Origin of the sequence: Chryseobacterium shigense, from assembly GCF_014207845.1 — a bacterium.
Classification (GTDB): domain Bacteria; phylum Bacteroidota; class Bacteroidia; order Flavobacteriales; family Weeksellaceae; genus Chryseobacterium; species Chryseobacterium shigense_A.
In genome coordinates this window covers 81,896-100,548 of record NZ_JACHLC010000003.1, presented here as the reverse complement: position 1 = coordinate 100,548, position 18,653 = coordinate 81,896, and the positions used below count along the sequence as shown (strand labels likewise).

Below are 18,653 nucleotides of genomic sequence, written 5' to 3'. Positions count from 1 at the left end.
TATACCCGGGATCACTCCAAATTTGGAGTGATCTTTTTTTGTTGTCCGCAAAAGGATATATTTCAGGATAAAGGCACTTTATTCGCATTCAATTCTTAAATTTGTCTTATGAATTATTTGGAAGCTTTAAGCAGAAGATATTCTGTGAAAAAATTCAATCACGAGATTATCCCTCAGGATGTCCTCCACAACATTCTTGAGTCAGGAAAACTGTCTGCCAGCTCGCTTGGGCTTCAACCGTATAAAATTCTGGTTGTGGAAAGCGCGGTTATGAAGCAAAAATTAATTCCAGCCTTCTATAATCCGTCGCAGATTTCCACCTGTTCGCATCTTATTGTCATCATTTCAAAGAAGATTATTGAGGAAAGTTATATTCATGGCTACTTTAATCACATTTCCGAAGTTAGGGAAACACCTGTTGAAAACTTAGACCTGTTCCGGAAAAGTATTAATCAGCACATCACCCAAAAAACCCAGGAAGAAATCTTCAACTGGGCTGAAAAACAATCTTATATAGTACTGGCCAATATGATGTATGCCGCTGCTATCGAAAATATAGATTCATGTCCTATGGAAGGCTTCCGGCAGGAGATGATGGAAGAGATCCTCAATATCAATCCGGAAACAGAAAAAGTAACCGTTACACTCGCCCTGGGCTACCGCTCTGAGGAGGACCATTTCCAGCACATGAAAAAAGTAAGAAAACCAAACGAAAAATTGTTTAAATTTATTTAATATTTAAATGATCGTACCTAAAGAAAGCATATGATAAAAGCGGATGTATTAGTAATTGGTTCCGGCATCTCGGGACTTTCCTATGCCATTAAAGTTTCTGAACAACTCCCTGATGCCAAAATCATCATCGTAACAAAATCTGACGAAGACGAAAGCAATACCAAATATGCACAGGGCGGACTCGCCGTGGTCACCGATTTTAAAAACGACAATTTCGAAAAGCATATTGAAGATACCATGCGTGCCGGAGACGGGGAAAACAAACGCGATGTTGTAGAAATGGTGGTAAGGGAAGCTCCTACAAGATTCAATGAAATTGTAGAATGGGGCGCCAATTTCGATATGAAGAACGGACAATTCGCTTTGGGAAGAGAAGGCGGCCACACAGAAAACAGAATTGTCCACCATAAAGATATTACCGGATTCGAAATCGAACGAGCTCTTCTGGCAACAGCCAACAGCAGCCCGAACATTGAAATTCTGGATCATCACTACGTCATTGATATTATCACACAGCACCATGTTCCCGGAAAAGAAGTAAGCGAAGGTGATATCAACTGCTATGGGGCTTACATTCTCGATGAAAAATCAAAAATGATCAAAAAGATCACTTCAAAAATAACATTGGTAGCCACAGGCGGTGCGGGACATGTTTATAAAAACACCACCAATCCTACTATTGCAACCGGAGACGGAATTGCTTTTGTAGCCCGTGCTAAAGGTAAGGTTTCCAATATGCAGTATTACCAGTTTCACCCTACGGCACTGTACAGCAAAATTAACGGGATGCTTTTCCTGATTTCTGAAGCAGTCCGCGGAGATGGCGCCAAATTAAGAACCAAAAAAGGTGAAAAATTCATGCACAAATATGATGCCCGTGAAGAATTAGCCTCAAGGGACATCGTAGCAAGAGCCATTGATAATGAAATGAAAATCTCTGGTGATGAATATGCCGGTCTGGATTGCCGCGATATGGATCATGAAAAGTTCCTGGAACATTTCCCCAATATTTATAAAAAATGCAAAGAAGAAGGAATCGATCCTTTCACTCAGCTGATTCCTATAGTACCGGCCTGCCATTACCTTATGGGCGGGATTGAAGTTGACAGGGATGGTCAGTCTTCCATCCTGAATCTTTTTGCGGTGGGAGAATGTACCAATTCAGGATTGCACGGCGCCAACAGGCTTGCATCAAATTCTTTACTGGAAGGCTTGGTTTTCGGGCACAATGCCGCGATGAAAACAGTTGATCTTCTCAATGAAAATAATTTCAACTTTGATGATCTGAAAGCTGTTCCTGAATGGAATGAAGAAGGGATGAAAATCATGGATGAAATGGTTATCGTAAGTTATCTCAGAAAGCAGCTTCAGGAGATGATGAGCGATCTGGTAGGTATTGTACGAAGCAACAAGCGTTTGAGTATGGCTTTACAAAAACACCAGGAAATTGCAGATGCCGTTGATGAAATTTACCACTACTCTATCCTTTCTCCCCAATTATCTGAATTAAGGAATTTAACAACCGTTGCCCACCTCATCATTACCCAATCTATGGAAATGACGGAAAATAAAGGAGCATTTTATAATAAAGACTTAGCTTAAAATATATATAATGAAAAGACCAGCTTACGCTACAGATAAAGTATTAAAAACATTCATTAAAAATGCCCTGGAAGAGGATATTCAGGATGGGGACCACTCTACTCTTTCCACCATTCCGAAGGATCTTGAGCAAAGTGCCAAACTCCTGGTAAAGCAAAACTGTATCCTGGCAGGTGTTGAGCTGGCAGAAATTATTTTTAAAACTTTTGATAAAAATTTAAAAATAGAAGTCTTCATTAAAGATGGAGAAACTGCTAAGATTGGAGATATAGCTTTTATTGTAACCGGAAGCGCAAGATCAATTCTCTCAACGGAAAGACTTGTTTTGAACTGCATGCAGAGAATGAGCGGAATTGCAACACTTACCCACGACTGGGATTCCAGGCTGGTAGGAACCAAAACAAAACTTCTGGATACCCGAAAAACAACACCCAATTTCAGGGTTTGTGAAAAATGGGCTGTTGCCATAGGAGGCGGAACCAATCACAGGTATGGATTATATGATATGATCATGTTGAAAGACAATCATATTGACTATAACGGAAGCATTACCAATGCTGTTAAAATGGCAAAGGACTATGTTAAAACTAACAAAAAAAAGTTAAAAATCGAGGTCGAGACAAGAAACCTGGAAGAAGTTAAAGAAGCTATTAAGGTCAAAGTAGATAGAATCATGCTCGATAATATGGATGTGAATATGATGAAGCAGGCAGTAGAAATGATCAACGGGTCTTGTGAGTCTGAAGCATCTGGCGGAATTACCCGGGATATGTTAAAAGAAATTGCATCAACAGGGGTTACTTATATCTCCGCCGGAGCCCTTACCCACTCGGCTGAAAATATTGATCTGAGTCTCAAAGCCGTGAAATAGCGTTATACTTTTAATAAAAACAACACCCATTTGTTAAAAACTCAATAATATGATTTTTTTCATGTTAAAATTCAATTTTTACACACAATACTGATAATCAACAAATTAAATATTATTAAGATTGAATAAAAATTAACATACAGTTAATATTGGTTAAATTTTATTTCGCGAATTTTGCAGAAAATTAAATCTAACTATTACTAACGATTATGAAATTAATCAACAAATCGATGCTATCTGCAGTGATTACCTTATCTACAGCCAGCGTCTATTATGCTCAACAGGTTCAGGATACAGTACAAACTAAATCCAACGACATTGAACAAGTTGTAATCACTGGTGTTGCCGATATCGCCAAAGATAGAAAAACACCGGTAGCAGTTTCAACAATTAAGGAAGCAAAAATTGTTGAGAAATTAGGAAATCAGGAATTCCCTGAGATCTTAAATACGACTCCGTCTGTTTATGCAACTAAAGGCGGTGGAGGTTTTGGAGATGCCTCAATTAGAATCAGAGGTTTCGGAAATGAAAATATTGCTGTAATGGTAAATGGTATGCCAGTGAACGATATGGAAAACGGAGCTGTTTACTGGTCAAACTGGGCAGGTATGTCTGAGGTAACATCTGCAATGCAGGTGCAAAGAGGTTTAGGCTCTTCAAAATTAGCAATTTCCTCTGTTGGAGGTACAATAAATATCTTAACAAGAGCAGCTGATAAAAAAAGACAAGGTACTGTTTCATTAGGTTTAGGTAATGATGGTTATTTAAAAACTTCATTTGCTTATAATACAGGAAAATCTGCAAAAGGATGGTCAACATCATTCCTAATGAGTAGAACTGCAGGGGCAATGTATATTGATGGTTCAGATTTTGAAGGATACAACTACTATTTTGCATTAGGATATCAGCCAAATGAGAAACATGATTTCCAGTTCACATTTACAGGAGCTCCTCAATGGCACAATCAAAACTTTACAAATCCTATTTCTACCTATTTACAATATGGCAAGGATGGAGAACCTAACAGAAGATATAACTCTAACTGGGGAACTCTAAACGGCGAGCAATTTACAACCAATAGAAATTATTATTCTAAACCGGTTGCGTCTATTAACTGGGACTGGAAAATTTCAGAAAAATCAAAACTATCAACAGTTGGGTATGCATCATTCGGTAGAGGTGGTGGTACCGGGGTACTAGGTTCAATAAACGGTAAAACGATCTTTAACTTACCTAAAACTGCAGATGGACAAATACGTTTTGATGACATTGTAAGATGGAATCAAGGTGCTGTAATTTCTGACTTTACAGTGGGTAATACATCAAATGCTCCTGCAAATACTTTCCCAGCTGGTCCTGGTATAAACAGAAGTAATAATGGTATTACTATGAGGTCAAACGTTAATTCACATGACTGGTATGGTTTACTATCAAACTTTAATCACAAAATAAACAATGAGTTCAATTTCTCTGTTGGAATTGATGCCCGTTATTACTATGGATACCATCCGGGAATTATAACGAACCTATTGGGCGCAAACGGATACCAGGAAAGAGGAGATTTTAACCGTCCTGCAGGTTTTATTGTAAATGAAGCTTATAATCCTGTTCCATCAGCAAATCCATTCGTAAAAGCAATTAAAGACAAAAATCAAATTGCTAACAGAAATTATGATGGACAAGTTTTATGGTACGGAGCTTTCGGACAGGTAGAATATACAAAAGAAAACTTTACTGCTTTCATTCAGGGAGCTGTATCTAATCAAGGATTTAAAAGAATTGACAACTGGATCGTAGATGGTGTAACTGTACAAAACGGCGAAACGGTTTATAGAAAAACTGACTTTAAAAACATCCTGGGATACAATGTTAAAGGTGGAGCTAACTATAACATCAATGCTAATCACAATGTATTTGTTAATGTTGGATACCAATCAAAACAGCCATTCTTCACAGCGGTTTATCCAAGTAACAAACAGCCTTTAAACCCTAACTTAACTAATGAAAAAATCGTTGGTTTAGAATTAGGTTACGGATTCAGATCACAAGCTTTCAGAGCAAATGTAAACCTTTTCAGAACTTCATGGGCGGATAGATTCCAGAGAAGAACCGGTCTTAACATTGATCCGGATAACAACCCGGCAACAAATAACTCAATTACGAACGCATACGCGGAAATATCCGGAATTACACAGGTGCATTACGGTGCAGAGCTTGAAGCATCCTATTCATTAAATAGATTATTGGATTTAGAAGGTATGTTCTCTTGGGGAGATTACAGATATAAAGGTAATGCTTCCGGTACCGTATTTGATGACAACAATAATCCTGTAGTTGTTCAAAATGGAAACAATACTGCTACATTGGCTTTAGATAAGGCAAAAGTAGGAGATGCTCCTCAGTTAACAGCTTCATTAGGTGCAACTTTAAAGCCGGTAAAAGGATTAAGAATCAATGCAGATTGGAGATTTGTAGGTAATCTATACAGTAACATCACTGTTACAGATTTCATGATCAATATGAATACAGGAGAACTTCCTCCAGCAGCAATCAATGGAACATTAAAGCTACCTGATTATAATTTACTTGACGTAGGTGCTAACTATACTTTCGATTTCGGATCCAGAGAGAGCCTAACAATCGGAGCAAATATCTACAACTTACTAGACACTACATATATTTCAGAAGGAAGATCTAGTATTTATGCAGATGGTACACAACCTACTTACAAAGGAATAGATGTACGTAACCAGGTGTACTTCGGATTTGGAAGAACTTGGTCTGCCAACATCACTTTCAGATTCTAATAAGATCACAATATTAGATTTTATAAATATCTATCCCGGCTTTTCGCCGGGATTTTTGCTATATTTGTGTACAAAAAATTGAATATGGATTTTTACAAGATTTTTCTAAGTGCACACAAAGGATTCGGGTATCTTGAACTTCTTTTGGTGTCATTATTTATTATTGCCCTATTAACCACAATGTTCGGCTTCAGTGGTAAAGTGAACAAATTTTTAAAGAAGACTACCCTCTTCACTATGATTTTCTTTCATGTTCAGTTTCTGATAGGAATATGTTTATTATTCATATTTTCTCCCGGATTCAAAGCAGCATTAGATGGCGGAACATTAATGAAGGATCCTTATAGCAGACAAACATTTGTAGAACATCCATTTTCAATGTTAGTTGCTGCAGTATTGATGACCATCATCAACAAAAAAGTAAAATCCAATGATACCATTTCATTGGGAATTGTAATCATGGGGCTCATTGCGGCAGGTTTATTTGCATTCGCATTCCCTTGGACGAGAGTCTTTGGGGCTTAAAACATAAAAAATAAGTTATTAATGATGAGTTATAACTTTGTAATAGTTTAACCTTAAATTTTTTAATTAAATCAATGAAAGTAGCTGTAGTAGGTTCAACAGGAATGGTTGGACAAGTTATGCTTAAAGTTTTGGAGGAGAGAAACTTCCCTGTAACAGAATTAATCCCGGTAGCATCCGAAAGATCTGTAGGCAAGAAGGTGAAGTATAAACAGGAAGAATTTACCATTGTAAGCATGAAAGACGCTATAGCTGCCAAACCGGATATCGCTATTTTCTCTGCCGGAGGATCCACCTCTCTTGAGTTCGCTCCCCTTTTTGCAGAAGCTGGCACCACAGTGATCGATAATTCTTCAGCATGGAGAATGGACCCTACCAAAAAACTGGTTGTTCCGGAGATCAATGCCAATGTTTTGAGCAAAGAAGACAAGATCATTGCCAATCCGAACTGCTCTACCATTCAGTTAGTAATGGTTCTGGGCCCGTTGAATAAAAAATATGATCTGAAAAGAGTGGTTGTTTCTACCTACCAGTCCGTAACAGGGACAGGAAAGGCAGCTGTAGACCAGCTCAATGCAGAAATCAAAGGCGATGATTCCGTTGCAAAAGTATATCCGAATCAGATCTTCAAAAATGCTTTGCCACACTGTGATGTTTTCGCAGATGACGATTATACAAAAGAAGAAATTAAATTAATGAAAGAACCTAAAAAAATCTTAGGTGACGATACATTTAATTTAACGGCAACAGCAGTGAGAGTTCCCGTTCAGGGAGGCCATTCTGAAAGCGTAAACATTGAATTTGAAAATGAATTTGAGCTGGACGAAGTAAGAAAAATCTTGTCTGAAACTCCGGGAGTCATTGTACTGGATGATGTTAAGAACAACATATATCCCATGCCGTTATACTCCGAAGGAAAAGATGAAGTTTTCGTCGGAAGGATAAGACGGGATCTTTCACAGCCCAGAACGCTCAACCTCTGGATCGTGGCAGACAATCTGCGAAAAGGAGCAGCAACAAACGCTGTACAGATTGCAGAATACCTTGTAGCAAACAACTTAGTGTAAACTAACAAAATAAAAAAGAGTCTCAGAATTGAGATTCTTTTTTTTATCAAACTATGGACAACAAAAAGAAAAATACCACCCAAGATAAAATAGGATTTCAAAAACTTATTGCTGTTTTCGGGCTCATCCTTTTTATCGGAAAAATCATTGCCTGGAAGCTCACCAATTCCGATGCTGTCTTTTCTGATGCCATGGAAAGTATCGTAAATGTTATCAGTGCCTTCATGGGGCTTTATTCCCTTCATCTTGCAGCGAAACCTAAAGACGAGGACCATCCTTACGGCCACGGAAAAGTAGAATTCGTAACATCCGGCATTGAAGGTGCTTTAATAGCCATAGCGGGCATCATGATCATCTATGAAGGCGTAAACAGTCTCGTAGTCGGAAAAACACTAGCCCAACTTGATCTGGGAATATGGATTATTGCAGCAACCGCTGTTGTAAATTATCTCCTGGGGTATATTTCCATTAAAAAAGGCAAGGCAGAAAACTCACTGGTTCTTGTTTCATCCGGAAAACATCTTCAGTCCGATACCATCACAACATTGGGTGTTGTAATCAGTTTAGTCATTGTTTACTTTACTAAAATTTACTGGCTAGATTCAGTTGTTGCCCTTATTTTCGGGCTTTATATCATCTATGTCGGGTACAGGATCGTAAGAAAATCTTTAAGCGGCATTATGGATGAACAGGATCCTGATCTGCTTAACCAGATTATCAGAATACTTGAAGAAAACAGAAGGATAGAATGGATAGATGTCCACAATATGAAGATCCAGCAATTCGGGGCTAACCTTCATATTGATGCCCATATTACTTTACCGTGGTATTACAGCCTTCGGGAAGCTCACAATGAAATGGAAAAAATGATTATTCTTTTAGCCAAAAACACAAAAAGAAGTGTAGAATTTAACTTCCATATGGATGATTGCAAAACCGTATCATGCCCTGTTTGTCAGATCAAAGACTGTCCTGTCCGCGAAAAAGATTTCATAAAAAGAGTGGAATGGACCCCGGAAAATGTAACAAGCGTGGATAAACATACTGCAGATTAGCCTGATTCATTTATTTTCCCCTTTCCATCAATTGCTTTCTGTAATAAAACATAGGAACAATAAGAAGCAGAGCCAGAGGCTGGATCACAAATCTCCGCATGTAAAAAGAAAAGAGATAGCCTATATTGAACCTGTCATTGATGCAGTAAAGATAGATCGGAAAGGTGATAACAAATATAATAGTAATCAATAACGCTCCCTGTGCCGTCCACTGCCGGTTTTTAAAAAGACATTGAATAATAAGACATGAAAGCCCAAGATTAAGGATAAACCTGAAAAGATGCCCTACAATTAATTTCCCCCATTCAAACCCGGGAAACAGAATGTTCTTATTCGCTTCGTGAAAGTATTCAAGGAAAGGATCATAGAAAATCCTGTCTTCAAACATCCGTACACCAATAAGACCGCAGATTCCTACTATTACCAAAAGCCAGTTAAGAATTTTCATTTTTTAAAGCAAAGAATTTAATCCATACCAACCAAAGAACCACTACAGTTCCATAAATAACTGCCGGAAAAATAAAATCATGAAACATTTTTCCATATTCCTGATGATCTACCATCACAATATTCAGTCCCACGATCCGTAAAAGATTCATCATGTAAAGAAGAATAAGTCCGGCCAGTGCGAAAATGTACGTTTTCGCCCCTTTATAAAATGCAAAAACAAAAGCTATAAACAGGATCATTACGGAAATGGCATTACACCCCTCCACCATTCTTGTCACATAATTTTTCTTTACATAGAACCAGATCTGCTCATTTTTCACATCATCATAAAGCAATGTAGGAAACCTTGCTGCTTTTTGAACAGATGCAACCTGATCCGCAATCATTCTGGAAAAAGGATCCAGTCCTCCTGCCTTACTCATATTAAGGTAAAACTGATACCCCAGAAGAAGCACCACATAAATGACGATGAACCTCAGCAAAATGTTTAAAACTGGTTTAAAATCCTTTAGCATGGTACAAAGATAAAAATTAGGAGGAAACTTAAGCTGAATTTGAGTTAAGAAAATTATGATTTAAGAAGAGAAGTCAGAAGATGCAAAATGGAAGTGTCTATCCGTCCCTGTAATATATATGCTGAAAAGCCGCTTCTTACAGCTTCCACCCTAAACTAACCTCATTATTTCCAACTCCCATGAAATTAGTATATTTGCTACCATATTATGACTTCCGAAAACGCAAAACAATTTTTTGAAAATTATCTGGGTGAACCATCTTCTGAGTTTGTTACGCTGGCTCAAAGCGGTTCCGCGAGAATTAATTTTCTTGCCAGATCCGGTACCGGAAAATACATTATCACCAGTAATGAAAACATTCCTGAAAACGAGAGCTTCCTCTATTATTCTGAAATATTCTCAAAACTTGGCCTCAATACACCTTCTGTCTTAGCTGTTTCAGATGATAGAAAAATCTATGTACAGGAGTTTCTCGGAGCACAAACCCTTTCAGAAGTTATTACAGCAGAAGGACTTTCAGGCCATGTAAAAACATTGGTAAAGCAGACATTAGAAAAACTTTTCCGGCTTCAAACTTTGACCCAGGGAAAAATTGACTACTCAAAAACTTTTGAATATGAAAGTTATGATGAACTTCCGGTAATCCACGATCTGTATTATTTCAAAAACTTTATAGCTGATGTTCTGGAGCTTGAATACCGTAAATCGGCCCTGCTGAAAGAATTTAAACAAATCGCCGGGCTTATTGAAAGCCTTGAGCCTAAAGGAATTATGATCCGTGATTTTCAGGCAAGAAATATCATGGTTAATGAAGATCGTAAAGTTTCGTTCATCGATTACCAGTCTGCTATGAAAGGTCCGCTAATGTATGATGTAATCTCCTTTCTTTTCCAGGCGAAAGCAAACTTTCCGGAAGATTTTAAAAATGAAATGCTCTACTATTACATCGAACTATTTGAAAATCAAGAAACTCAAAGTCAACTAAGAAATTCGGTAAAACCAATTCAGATGATGAGATTTTTGCAGGTCCTTGGAGCGTACGGCTTCAGAGGACTCATCCAAAGAAAGCCTCATTTTATCGCAAGCCTCGAAAAAGGAATTCAGAATATTATACAGTTTGCAGCTTCATGGGAACAGATGAAAGACTATCCGGAACTGAGGAAAGTAATAGAACAATTATCTTCAGAGGAATCAAAATTAAAAATTAATACTATTTTAAAAAGTTAGCCTTCGACTCCGCTCAGGCTGACAGCTTACATATTAACAGATAGTATTAGCAATATCAGCCTGAGCGGAGTCGAAGGCTTAATCAATATAAAAACTTAAAGAATCTTAATGGTTCAAATAAAAAATATGCTACACATCGATATACACAGTTTTTCATACAAAAAAGGAGGAATTCCAAAGGATAATTCAGGAAACGGCGGAGGTTTTACCTTTGATTGCAGAGGAATTTTGAATCCCGGCAGAATTGAAGAATATAAAATCCAGACAGGAAACGACATTGGAGTTCAGGAATATCTTGAAACAAAAACCGAAATGCCCAAATTTCTGGAGCTGGTAAAATCTATTATTTCAATCAACATCGATAATTATCTTGAAAGAGGTTTCGAAAACCTGCAGATCAATTTCGGGTGTACCGGAGGACAGCACAGATCTGTATATTCTGCGATCAAGATTACCGAATTCATTAAAGAAAAGTATCCTGAAGGAGTAAAAATAAGCCTTCACCACGATGAACAGCACCATCTGAACATAAGCAATGGATAATCAGCAATAGGTTATATTATTACCTATTAATTGAATACGGAATTACTCATTATTTATACCCATTACTTATACTATATGAAAGCTTTAATATTCGCTGCCGGAAAAGGCACAAGGCTTAAACCCTTTACAGATCATCATCCAAAAGCATTGGCCAAAGTAAACGGCGTACCGCTTTTGGAAAGAAACATCAATTACCTTAAAAGTTTCGGAATAAAGGATTTTGTGATCAACATCCACCATTTTGGAAACCAGATTGTTGAATTTTTAAATAAAAACAGTAATTTCGGATGTAATATTGAAATCTCGGATGAAACCGAAGAGCTGCTGGAAACCGGCGGTGGCTTGATTTTTGCCAGAAAATTCCTCGATCATGGAGAAGATTTCCTGATCATGAATGCGGATATTTTAACGGATATCAATATTGGTGCTCTTGTTGAATACCACAAAAAGATAAAAGATTTTGCTACTTTAGCGGTTTCTGACAGAGAAAGTTCAAGAAAACTACTTTTCAATGATGATCTGGTTTTAAGAGGCTGGCTTAATGTACAATCGGGAGAACAGAGGCTTGCGGAATTCAACAAAGGCTTTAAGGCTCTTGCATTCAGCGGCGTTCACTGTATCAACCCAGTTATCTTTGAAAAGATAAAAAGAACCGGCAAATTTTCTGTTATGGAGGAATATCTTGACCTGATGCAGACTGAACATATCCACGGATTTGTACACGACAGCATCCTGGTAGATGTGGGAAGACCCGAATCTGTAATAGAAGCCGAAAAATATTTTAAATAATTTTTGCAATGGAAATGGATGGAAACAGGGATGAGAGCTTAGTAAATCCGGCCCTGGATATTAACGAAACAAAACTTCATAACAGTCTCAGACAGAAAACCTGGGACGAAACCATTACTAAAGACAGCTGGATGGTTTTCAAAGTAATGGCTGAATTTGTAGACGGTTACGAAAAGCTGGCTAAAATAGGACCATGCGTTTCTATATTTGGTTCTGCAAGACTGAAACCTGAAAGCAGATACTACGAAATGGCAGTGGAAATTGCCGAAAAGATCACCAAACTGGGCTTTGGGATCATTACCGGAGGCGGACCGGGAATCATGGAAGCAGGAAACAAAGGCGCCTTTAATGCCCAGGGAAGATCCATCGGGCTTAATATTGATCTCCCGTTTGAACAGCATTTCAATCCGTATATCAATAAATCCTATTCCATGAATTTCGATTACTTTTTTGTAAGAAAAGTAATGTTTGTAAAATATTCACAGGGATTTGTGGTAATGCCGGGAGGATTTGGTACTTTGGATGAACTTACGGAAGCATTAACCCTGATCCAGACCAATAAAATTGGCAGGTTCCCAATTGTTCTGGTAGGGAGTGAGTTCTGGGGCGGATTACTGGATTGGTTCAAAGCAACACTGTTAAAAGAGGGAATGATTGCCGCAGATGATCTGGATTTATACCGTGTGGTAGATACGGCTGACGAAGCTGTAGCTCATATCAAAGCATTCTATGATAAATATTCTGTGAATGTAAATTTCTAATTGGCATATTATTTGTGACCTTTATAAAGATCAAGTATGATTTGTAAATCTATTAATTAAGATGAAAAAACTTTTATATATATCAGGAATTTTAACATTTTTTGTGTTAATGAGTTTTATGTATGCAGACTTTTTCTCTTCAATGACCAAAGTGGACTATATAGATGGAAGCAAGACATTGAAGTTTACCACAAAAATAAATACCAACCATATTTCTGATGCTATCAAGATAAATCCAAGTACAGCAGGATTTGAAGCAGAAGTAAAAAAATATGTAAATAATAATTTTGATGTGTACGTCAATGGTGCTCCGAAAACTATAACCTTCACCGGAAGTCAGGTAAACGGAGAAACTGTATGGGTATATTTTGAGACCGGAGGAGTCTCCGATATCAGTACCTTGAAAATTAAGAATACGATTCTTTTAAGCGCTTTTCCTAAGCAGAGTAACGTTGTTAGTATTGCTTATAAAGGAAACCTGAAAGTAATGAATTTCCAGAGAGGCAAAGAAGTGAATGAAGTTTCGTTCTAAACAGAATAATTTAAAAAATAATAAACCACTGCAGACGCGGTGGTTTTTTGTTGTTTTTATTTACCGGTACATCCTAAAACATACTATTTTAAAATCCGGAAGTCCATAAAAGTTCATTTAATTGAATTTCATCTATAATAAAATTCTCTGGATGTTCTTTAAACCCAGAGTTTCCTTTTAATAATTCAAGAGCTTGCTGAGCTTTATCCAAATTTGAAAAAGAACCTATAATTCTTTCATCATCTTTAAAAGAATCAACAGTATATACATGGCTAATATTAAATATTGATTTTAGATTTTGAATTATATAGGTATCTTCATCTATTATATCCTCTTCAGGTAAATAATCTCTGCCTATTTCTCCTACTACAGTGTAAAACCCAACTTTCCAATGCGCTTTATCTAATTCACGCTTTTTGATTACAAAACCATCCGGATAATTTTTAAATCCAGAAAATTTTGAAACAATATCCTGAATACTTTCCAATTTTTTCAGATCATTAAAAAAGCCCAAAAGTTTAAGGTCTTTATGTTTCCCGGTGCTGCAAATATGCTCAAGAGTATATACAAATTTTTTCATTCATATTTAATTTAGAATCAAAATTAATATTAAATAAAAAGACCGCCTTATAAAAGGGCGGTCTATATTTAAAATATCCGGTATCAATTATTGAACCTGAATATTATCTAACTGAACAGTAGTAGTAACACCGGTAGATGATCCTGAATATTCAAACAGAATAAATCCGTTACCTGTTAATGTTGCAGGTAAGGTATAAGTTCCCGCAGGAGCCAATGTACCATAACCACTAACAGGTGCCTGCGGAATTGTGAACGCAGATGTAATATCTGTTTTTGTTGCTGTGGTAATATCCCCAAGCGGAGTGTAATTGGTGGTATAATATACTTTTAAAGCATTCCCATTCCAGAATCCAACGTTTACATCAAACTTCAACGTATTGGCCGCTGTAAAGTCAACCGGTACCGCAAAGTAAGTTAAATAGCTTCCTGAACCTGAATTAGCGCCCAACTGTATATATTTATTACTGCTAAATGTTTTTAGCTGCCAGTATCTGTTTCCTAATACCGGATCATTTACATATTTAGGATATACTTCAAGGTTAGCCGGAGTGGTAGCATAGCTTTCAAAATTTTCAAGGAAAGAACCTGAGTAGGTAATAGCTGTACCTCCTTTTGGCGGAGTGGAATCTACTCTTGTTCCACTGAAATTAATATCTGAAAGACTTCTGATCAGCATCTGCCATGTTGTGTTGTATCTGCTCACCACAAAAGTAACGTCACCGCTTCCTTTTGGTAAAAGCTCTCCTCCACTCTTGAAGAATCCTGAGTTTCTGATTACCGCAGTACCTCCCAATTTATCTTCAATATTTCTGTCTGTATCCAATCCTTGGTTTCCGGCATCATAATCAAGATATTTTTTCTGAACCGGGAAGATTTCTCCGATGCTGAACTGCACGTCCGACACAGTAACCAATGTATTGATTAAATTAGCCTGTTTTGCATCATTCAATGAAGTAAGCTTTGTAGGTACAATAGTCTGGATATCCAACCCGTTTCCACCGCAAACTCCGGACATATATCTTCCAACCAATGCCTGAGGAACTCTACCGATCGCAAAGTTAGGATCTTCTGAACCTATCTTAATTGCTCCTCTGTCAAGTCCCAGACGTAATCCTTTTGCATTAATCCTGATGTGTGCACCTACCGGGAAGTCTGCAAAATTACTTGCTTTATCCACTTCGATCTGAAGACCTACTGTAGGGTTTACCGTTTTATCCTGGAAAGAGATGGTTTTGTAGAAATTTCCCTGAGCATCAGAAGAAACGATATAACCGTCGAAGATCTGGTCTGTAGTGATTAATTTATATCCTGTAGCAGGAGCCTGAGCCGCGAAATCTGCCATTGTGATGGTAGGATCTCCGAACTTATTTGAACAAGCGATTGGAGGAGTATCCCAATCATCATTCTTTACACAAGAAGACAATGCCGACAGTACACCTACTGCCACAAATGCCGTTTTGAAAAAGTTAGTGAAATTATTCATTATTGTTTTTTTTATTTTATTAGAATCTGAATTGTAAGTTAACAAAGTACGAACGTCCCTGGGTATACCAATACTTAGGTCCGAAAGAAGGTGCGCCGCCATAGTAGTCATTGGCAAAATCACCGGCTTTTGTTTCTCTGGTCTGCTCAAAACCTCCTGTTTTGAATCTTTTGTTATTCAGGATATTGTTTACAGAAGCTGTCAGCAATATATAATACTTTCCGATCATGAATGATTTTCCGGCATTAGCATTTAAGAAAAATGCGGAAGGAAGCTCTACCGGCTTCAGCATATCACGTAAATCACTTTCTGTAAGCCCAAGATAAGGGGTATTTGAATATGGGTTCTGAATAAAGTTATTCGTTCTTAAAGTAGGAGCCGGATCCAGGTAATTGTTATCAAAATAGTTCCAGTTCGCACCTACCCACCAGTATTTCGGATTGTTGTATCTGAAACCTAATGAGAAAGCTCTCTGAGGAGTACCTCCCTGCTTATAGTTTTTAATATATGACTCGCCAAAGGAAGTTACCCCACCTCCGGAAGCATCAGAAACAAGATATACTTCAGGATTATTTCTATAAGTATACTGGCCTAAACTTGCAAGTCCCTGTAAAGATAAAGTAGGGATAACTTTTACATCAACTCCCAGCTCAACTCCCATATTTCTTTTCGAAACATTGGACATTACCTGGGTAACAAATGCACTCTGTACATTAGAAACAGAACCGTCCGGATTAACACTGCTCAACTGAATTCCGTCTGCAAAGAATCTCTGTACGTTTGTTTCATTATCCGTATCTACAATATATCCGGATGCCCTTAATTTAAGGAAAGGAGAATTAATTACATAGCTTAAATCATTTGCTGTATATACTGTACTCCTGATATTCGGATTAACAAGTGCATTAATTCTAGGATTCACGAATAAATCTTCCATAAATGGCGCCTGGTTGTACATAGCTCCATTATATACTAAGAAATTACGTCCATTGATACGGTAAACAATCTGCCCTTTCAGACCGAAGTTCCAGAAGTTGTAATCTTTGCTTTTTCCGTAAGAATTTTCGTATAAATAATGTTTGAAAAGACCTTCTCTGTTAGACGTTGAATATCCTGCCAACGCAGAAACGAATACATCGAAATTACCTGTAGAAAATTTCAGCCCCGGGTTTACTTTGGCTTCCTGTCTTCTCAGGATATAGTTGTAAGTCATGCGGTCACCTACATGCAACTGAACATTAGGATTCAATGTATTGTAGAATCCTGTGGAACCTGGTTTGGCAGACTCTTTAAACGGATCTACACCAATAGCGTAATCACCGCCTAAAAGATCCTTCATTTCGCGATAAAGCTCAGATTTGTAATTCTGGTAAGAAACGTTAAGGATAAACTTTGTACGGTCGTTGAAATTGTATGTGTAGTGTGTCCCAGCATTGAAAATCTTATCATCGCTTACATCATCTACCAGATATACTTTGGAACGTTTCCCGGTTAATCCGTAAAGACGTGTCATTTCTGCCTGGTCTGCAGCATCGGCCTTCTGGTTGTTGGCATAGATCTGCCCCCAGTTGATCTGCGTAACATTAGGATCTCCGTTCTGCCAGTTTGCCAGACTTGTATTGTAAGCATCAATCAAAGTTCCGTACTGAAAAGGATCCGGGTTTCCGTTCATTACATTATAAACAATGTTATTAAAATAATAACTTGGTAAATTTCTGTAATATGTTGGAGATGGGTTTACTACTCCATTCCAGTCTAAACGGGAACCTTTATCTTTTCCAAACTGATATGATGCAGTAGTCCAAAGACTTGAATTCTTATTGATCTTCCAGAAGTCCTGGATCTGGAAAAGCGGCTGGAATCCTCTTCGGACCCTTTCACTTCTCTTTTCTCCATCCTGCCATCCCCAGTAAGAGTTATAATGCACTCCTCTGTAATCGTATACTTCCTGAGTGCTCGGGCTTGCAGTAGATCTTCTGTATGGCGCGCCAATGAAGTTAAAAGTCATTGTATGGCTGTCGCTGAATTTCTTTTCTACCCCTAAGTAAGCTCCGTAAGCATCATAGAAAGTTCCTTCCTGGATTCCTTCTTCAGCCCATCTTCTTGCCCCCATTACAGTGAATGCCCATCCTTTTCTGCTCATTCCTGAAGAATAACGTAAAGATGTTCTGTTTCTGTAGTTTCTGTTGGTAAGGGATTGGGTAAACTGGAATCCTTTTCTATACTCACTTGCTTTTGTATTTTTGTAAACAACAGAGCTGTTTCCACCAAAAGCATATTCAGACGGGGAATGGTTAGCTGCAATTTCCGGATATCTTGTAATCTCATTCAATCCACCCCAGTTACTGAAGTCAACATTACCATTATCAGATTTCACCATAGAAACACCGTTCAGCATGGATTCGCCTGTTCTTCCGTCTATACCTCTCGGTCGGAACCAGTAAAATCCTAGATCAAACGCAGCAATTCTGCTGAAGATATCCTGAGAAGACTGAAGCAATCCTACTGTAGAGGCCTGTCCGCTGCTACTGCTGCTATCATCGTCATCATCACTGTCTATAATCGCCAGTCCCTGATCTGCGCTCGTAAGAGAAGAATACAGGGTAATGACTCCCAGATCCTTTCTTTTCTCATCGGCTACGTCAAACTCCATCATTTTGGTTTCGAAGTTTGGTTTCGTAATCATAATTTGATAATGGCCCGGCTGAAGGTCTACAAACTGGAAATATCCAATTTTATCAGCCGTTACATCATTTTCGCTCCCTTTAATATCTACTTCTGCCTTTTCAACAGGCTTTCCTTCGGCATCCTTAAGATACGCAAACACTGTGGTCTGCGCAAAATAGAATGAAGCAGGAAGTAAAGTAAATAAAGAGACTAATGATAGTTTTTTAATCATGAGTATATTATTTTTTTAAATACTTTTCTTCTTAGTTTTCAACGTTTTAAAAGTTGGGGGCACAAATTTAGTCAAAATTTAGAATTTCCAACTTTTTTAACATTATTTTTTCTTAACATTGCAAGCTTTTATGATTCATTATATAACAGATTTGTTTTATATTGTTTTAAATTTACAAATATTTAAAATGCATTGAATTAAAAAAAGGTA

17 protein-coding genes are annotated in these 18,653 nt (G+C 37.6%); 12 read left to right on the top strand and 5 right to left on the bottom strand.

Annotated elements, in window-relative coordinates:
* Positions 1–108: 108 nt before the first annotated feature.
* The 7 genes from HNP36_RS13250 (at position 109) to HNP36_RS13220 (ending at position 8,662) form a co-directional block, all read left to right on the top strand.
* Positions 109–735, top strand: coding sequence for an NAD(P)H-dependent oxidoreductase (locus HNP36_RS13250; RefSeq protein ID WP_184164353.1), 627 nt, complete (start codon positions 109–111; stop codon positions 733–735).
* 30 nt (positions 736–765) lie between these two features.
* A complete protein-coding gene (nadB, locus tag HNP36_RS13245) occupies positions 766–2,337 on the top strand; it encodes an L-aspartate oxidase (protein ID WP_184164350.1) in 1,572 nt (523 codons plus the stop codon).
* A gap of 10 nt (positions 2,338–2,347) precedes the next feature.
* Entirely contained in the window at positions 2,348–3,208 is an 861-nt protein-coding gene (gene nadC / locus HNP36_RS13240) for a carboxylating nicotinate-nucleotide diphosphorylase (RefSeq protein ID WP_184164347.1), read from the top strand.
* 209 nt (positions 3,209–3,417) lie between these two features.
* Positions 3,418–6,015, top strand: a complete 2,598-nt coding sequence (locus HNP36_RS13235; protein WP_184164343.1) for a TonB-dependent receptor — start codon at positions 3,418–3,420, stop codon at positions 6,013–6,015.
* An 84-nt stretch (positions 6,016–6,099) separates the two neighbouring features.
* Positions 6,100–6,540: a hypothetical protein gene (locus tag HNP36_RS13230; RefSeq protein WP_184164340.1), complete on the top strand. Its 441-nt coding sequence runs from the start codon at positions 6,100–6,102 to the stop codon at positions 6,538–6,540.
* Positions 6,541–6,614: 74 nt separating this feature from the next.
* Positions 6,615–7,607 (top strand): aspartate-semialdehyde dehydrogenase, encoded by a 993-nt coding sequence (locus HNP36_RS13225; RefSeq protein WP_184164337.1) that lies wholly within the window; start codon positions 6,615–6,617, stop codon positions 7,605–7,607.
* Positions 7,608–7,660: 53 nt separating this feature from the next.
* Positions 7,661–8,662 (top strand): cation diffusion facilitator family transporter, encoded by a 1,002-nt coding sequence (locus tag HNP36_RS13220; RefSeq protein WP_184164334.1) that lies wholly within the window; start codon positions 7,661–7,663, stop codon positions 8,660–8,662.
* A 10-nt stretch (positions 8,663–8,672) separates the two neighbouring features.
* On the opposite strand, the gene HNP36_RS13215 is transcribed toward HNP36_RS13220, so the two are convergent.
* A complete protein-coding gene (locus tag HNP36_RS13215) occupies positions 8,673–9,110 on the bottom strand; it encodes an exosortase F system-associated membrane protein (RefSeq protein WP_184164331.1) in 438 nt (145 codons plus the stop codon).
* Positions 9,097–9,627, bottom strand: a complete 531-nt coding sequence (gene xrtF / locus HNP36_RS13210; RefSeq protein ID WP_184164328.1) for an exosortase family protein XrtF — start codon at positions 9,625–9,627, stop codon at positions 9,097–9,099. The genes HNP36_RS13215 and xrtF overlap by 14 nt, the downstream gene beginning before the upstream one ends.
* Positions 9,628–9,834: 207 nt before the next feature.
* On the opposite strand from xrtF, the gene HNP36_RS13205 reads away from it, so the two are divergent.
* The 5 genes from HNP36_RS13205 (at position 9,835) to HNP36_RS13185 (ending at position 13,479) form a co-directional block, all read left to right on the top strand.
* A complete protein-coding gene (locus HNP36_RS13205; RefSeq protein WP_184164325.1) occupies positions 9,835–10,854 on the top strand; it encodes an aminoglycoside phosphotransferase family protein in 1,020 nt (339 codons plus the stop codon).
* 126 nt (positions 10,855–10,980) lie between these two features.
* Positions 10,981–11,397: an RNase adapter RapZ gene (locus HNP36_RS13200; RefSeq protein ID WP_184164322.1), complete on the top strand. Its 417-nt coding sequence runs from the start codon at positions 10,981–10,983 to the stop codon at positions 11,395–11,397.
* Between the two features lie 75 nt (positions 11,398–11,472).
* The gene (locus HNP36_RS13195; protein WP_184164319.1) at positions 11,473–12,186 is read left to right on the top strand and encodes an NDP-sugar synthase; all 714 of its coding nucleotides are present in this window, start codon (positions 11,473–11,475) and stop codon (positions 12,184–12,186) included.
* Positions 12,187–12,194: 8 nt separating this feature from the next.
* On the top strand, positions 12,195–12,947 hold the full coding sequence (locus HNP36_RS13190; protein WP_184164317.1) for a TIGR00730 family Rossman fold protein: 753 nt from the start codon (positions 12,195–12,197) through the stop codon (positions 12,945–12,947).
* Positions 12,948–13,008: 61 nt separating this feature from the next.
* Positions 13,009–13,479, top strand: a complete 471-nt coding sequence (locus tag HNP36_RS13185) for a DUF6702 family protein (protein WP_184164314.1) — start codon at positions 13,009–13,011, stop codon at positions 13,477–13,479.
* A gap of 88 nt (positions 13,480–13,567) precedes the next feature.
* Here HNP36_RS13185 and HNP36_RS13180 read toward each other — a convergent pair whose 3' ends face one another.
* The 3 genes from HNP36_RS13180 to HNP36_RS13170 all read right to left on the bottom strand — a co-directional run bounded on the left by HNP36_RS13180 (position 13,568) and on the right by HNP36_RS13170 (position 18,443).
* Positions 13,568–14,059 (bottom strand): hypothetical protein, encoded by a 492-nt coding sequence (locus tag HNP36_RS13180; protein WP_184164310.1) that lies wholly within the window; start codon positions 14,057–14,059, stop codon positions 13,568–13,570.
* Positions 14,060–14,146: 87 nt separating this feature from the next.
* Positions 14,147–15,544, bottom strand: a complete 1,398-nt coding sequence (locus HNP36_RS13175; protein ID WP_184164307.1) for a DUF5689 domain-containing protein — start codon at positions 15,542–15,544, stop codon at positions 14,147–14,149.
* Positions 15,545–15,563: 19 nt separating this feature from the next.
* A complete protein-coding gene (locus HNP36_RS13170; protein WP_184164304.1) occupies positions 15,564–18,443 on the bottom strand; it encodes a carboxypeptidase-like regulatory domain-containing protein in 2,880 nt (959 codons plus the stop codon).
* Positions 18,444–18,653: the final 210 nt, after the last annotated feature.

Coding starts and splice junctions, on each gene's coding strand:
- HNP36_RS13250 (WP_184164353.1), top strand. CDS start 109: ATGAATTATTTGGAAGCTTTAAGCAGAAGATATTCTGTGAAAAAATTC.
- nadB (WP_184164350.1), top strand. CDS start 766: ATGATAAAAGCGGATGTATTAGTAATTGGTTCCGGCATCTCGGGACTT.
- nadC (WP_184164347.1), top strand. CDS start 2,348: ATGAAAAGACCAGCTTACGCTACAGATAAAGTATTAAAAACATTCATT.
- HNP36_RS13235 (WP_184164343.1), top strand. CDS start 3,418: ATGAAATTAATCAACAAATCGATGCTATCTGCAGTGATTACCTTATCT.
- HNP36_RS13230 (WP_184164340.1), top strand. CDS start 6,100: ATGGATTTTTACAAGATTTTTCTAAGTGCACACAAAGGATTCGGGTAT.
- HNP36_RS13225 (WP_184164337.1), top strand. CDS start 6,615: ATGAAAGTAGCTGTAGTAGGTTCAACAGGAATGGTTGGACAAGTTATG.
- HNP36_RS13220 (WP_184164334.1), top strand. CDS start 7,661: ATGGACAACAAAAAGAAAAATACCACCCAAGATAAAATAGGATTTCAA.
- HNP36_RS13215 (WP_184164331.1), bottom strand. CDS start 9,110: ATGAAAATTCTTAACTGGCTTTTGGTAATAGTAGGAATCTGCGGTCTT.
- xrtF (WP_184164328.1), bottom strand. CDS start 9,627: ATGCTAAAGGATTTTAAACCAGTTTTAAACATTTTGCTGAGGTTCATC.
- HNP36_RS13205 (WP_184164325.1), top strand. CDS start 9,835: ATGACTTCCGAAAACGCAAAACAATTTTTTGAAAATTATCTGGGTGAA.
- HNP36_RS13200 (WP_184164322.1), top strand. CDS start 10,981: ATGCTACACATCGATATACACAGTTTTTCATACAAAAAAGGAGGAATT.
- HNP36_RS13195 (WP_184164319.1), top strand. CDS start 11,473: ATGAAAGCTTTAATATTCGCTGCCGGAAAAGGCACAAGGCTTAAACCC.
- HNP36_RS13190 (WP_184164317.1), top strand. CDS start 12,195: ATGGAAATGGATGGAAACAGGGATGAGAGCTTAGTAAATCCGGCCCTG.
- HNP36_RS13185 (WP_184164314.1), top strand. CDS start 13,009: ATGAAAAAACTTTTATATATATCAGGAATTTTAACATTTTTTGTGTTA.
- HNP36_RS13180 (WP_184164310.1), bottom strand. CDS start 14,059: ATGAAAAAATTTGTATATACTCTTGAGCATATTTGCAGCACCGGGAAA.
- HNP36_RS13175 (WP_184164307.1), bottom strand. CDS start 15,544: ATGAATAATTTCACTAACTTTTTCAAAACGGCATTTGTGGCAGTAGGT.
- HNP36_RS13170 (WP_184164304.1), bottom strand. CDS start 18,443: ATGATTAAAAAACTATCATTAGTCTCTTTATTTACTTTACTTCCTGCT.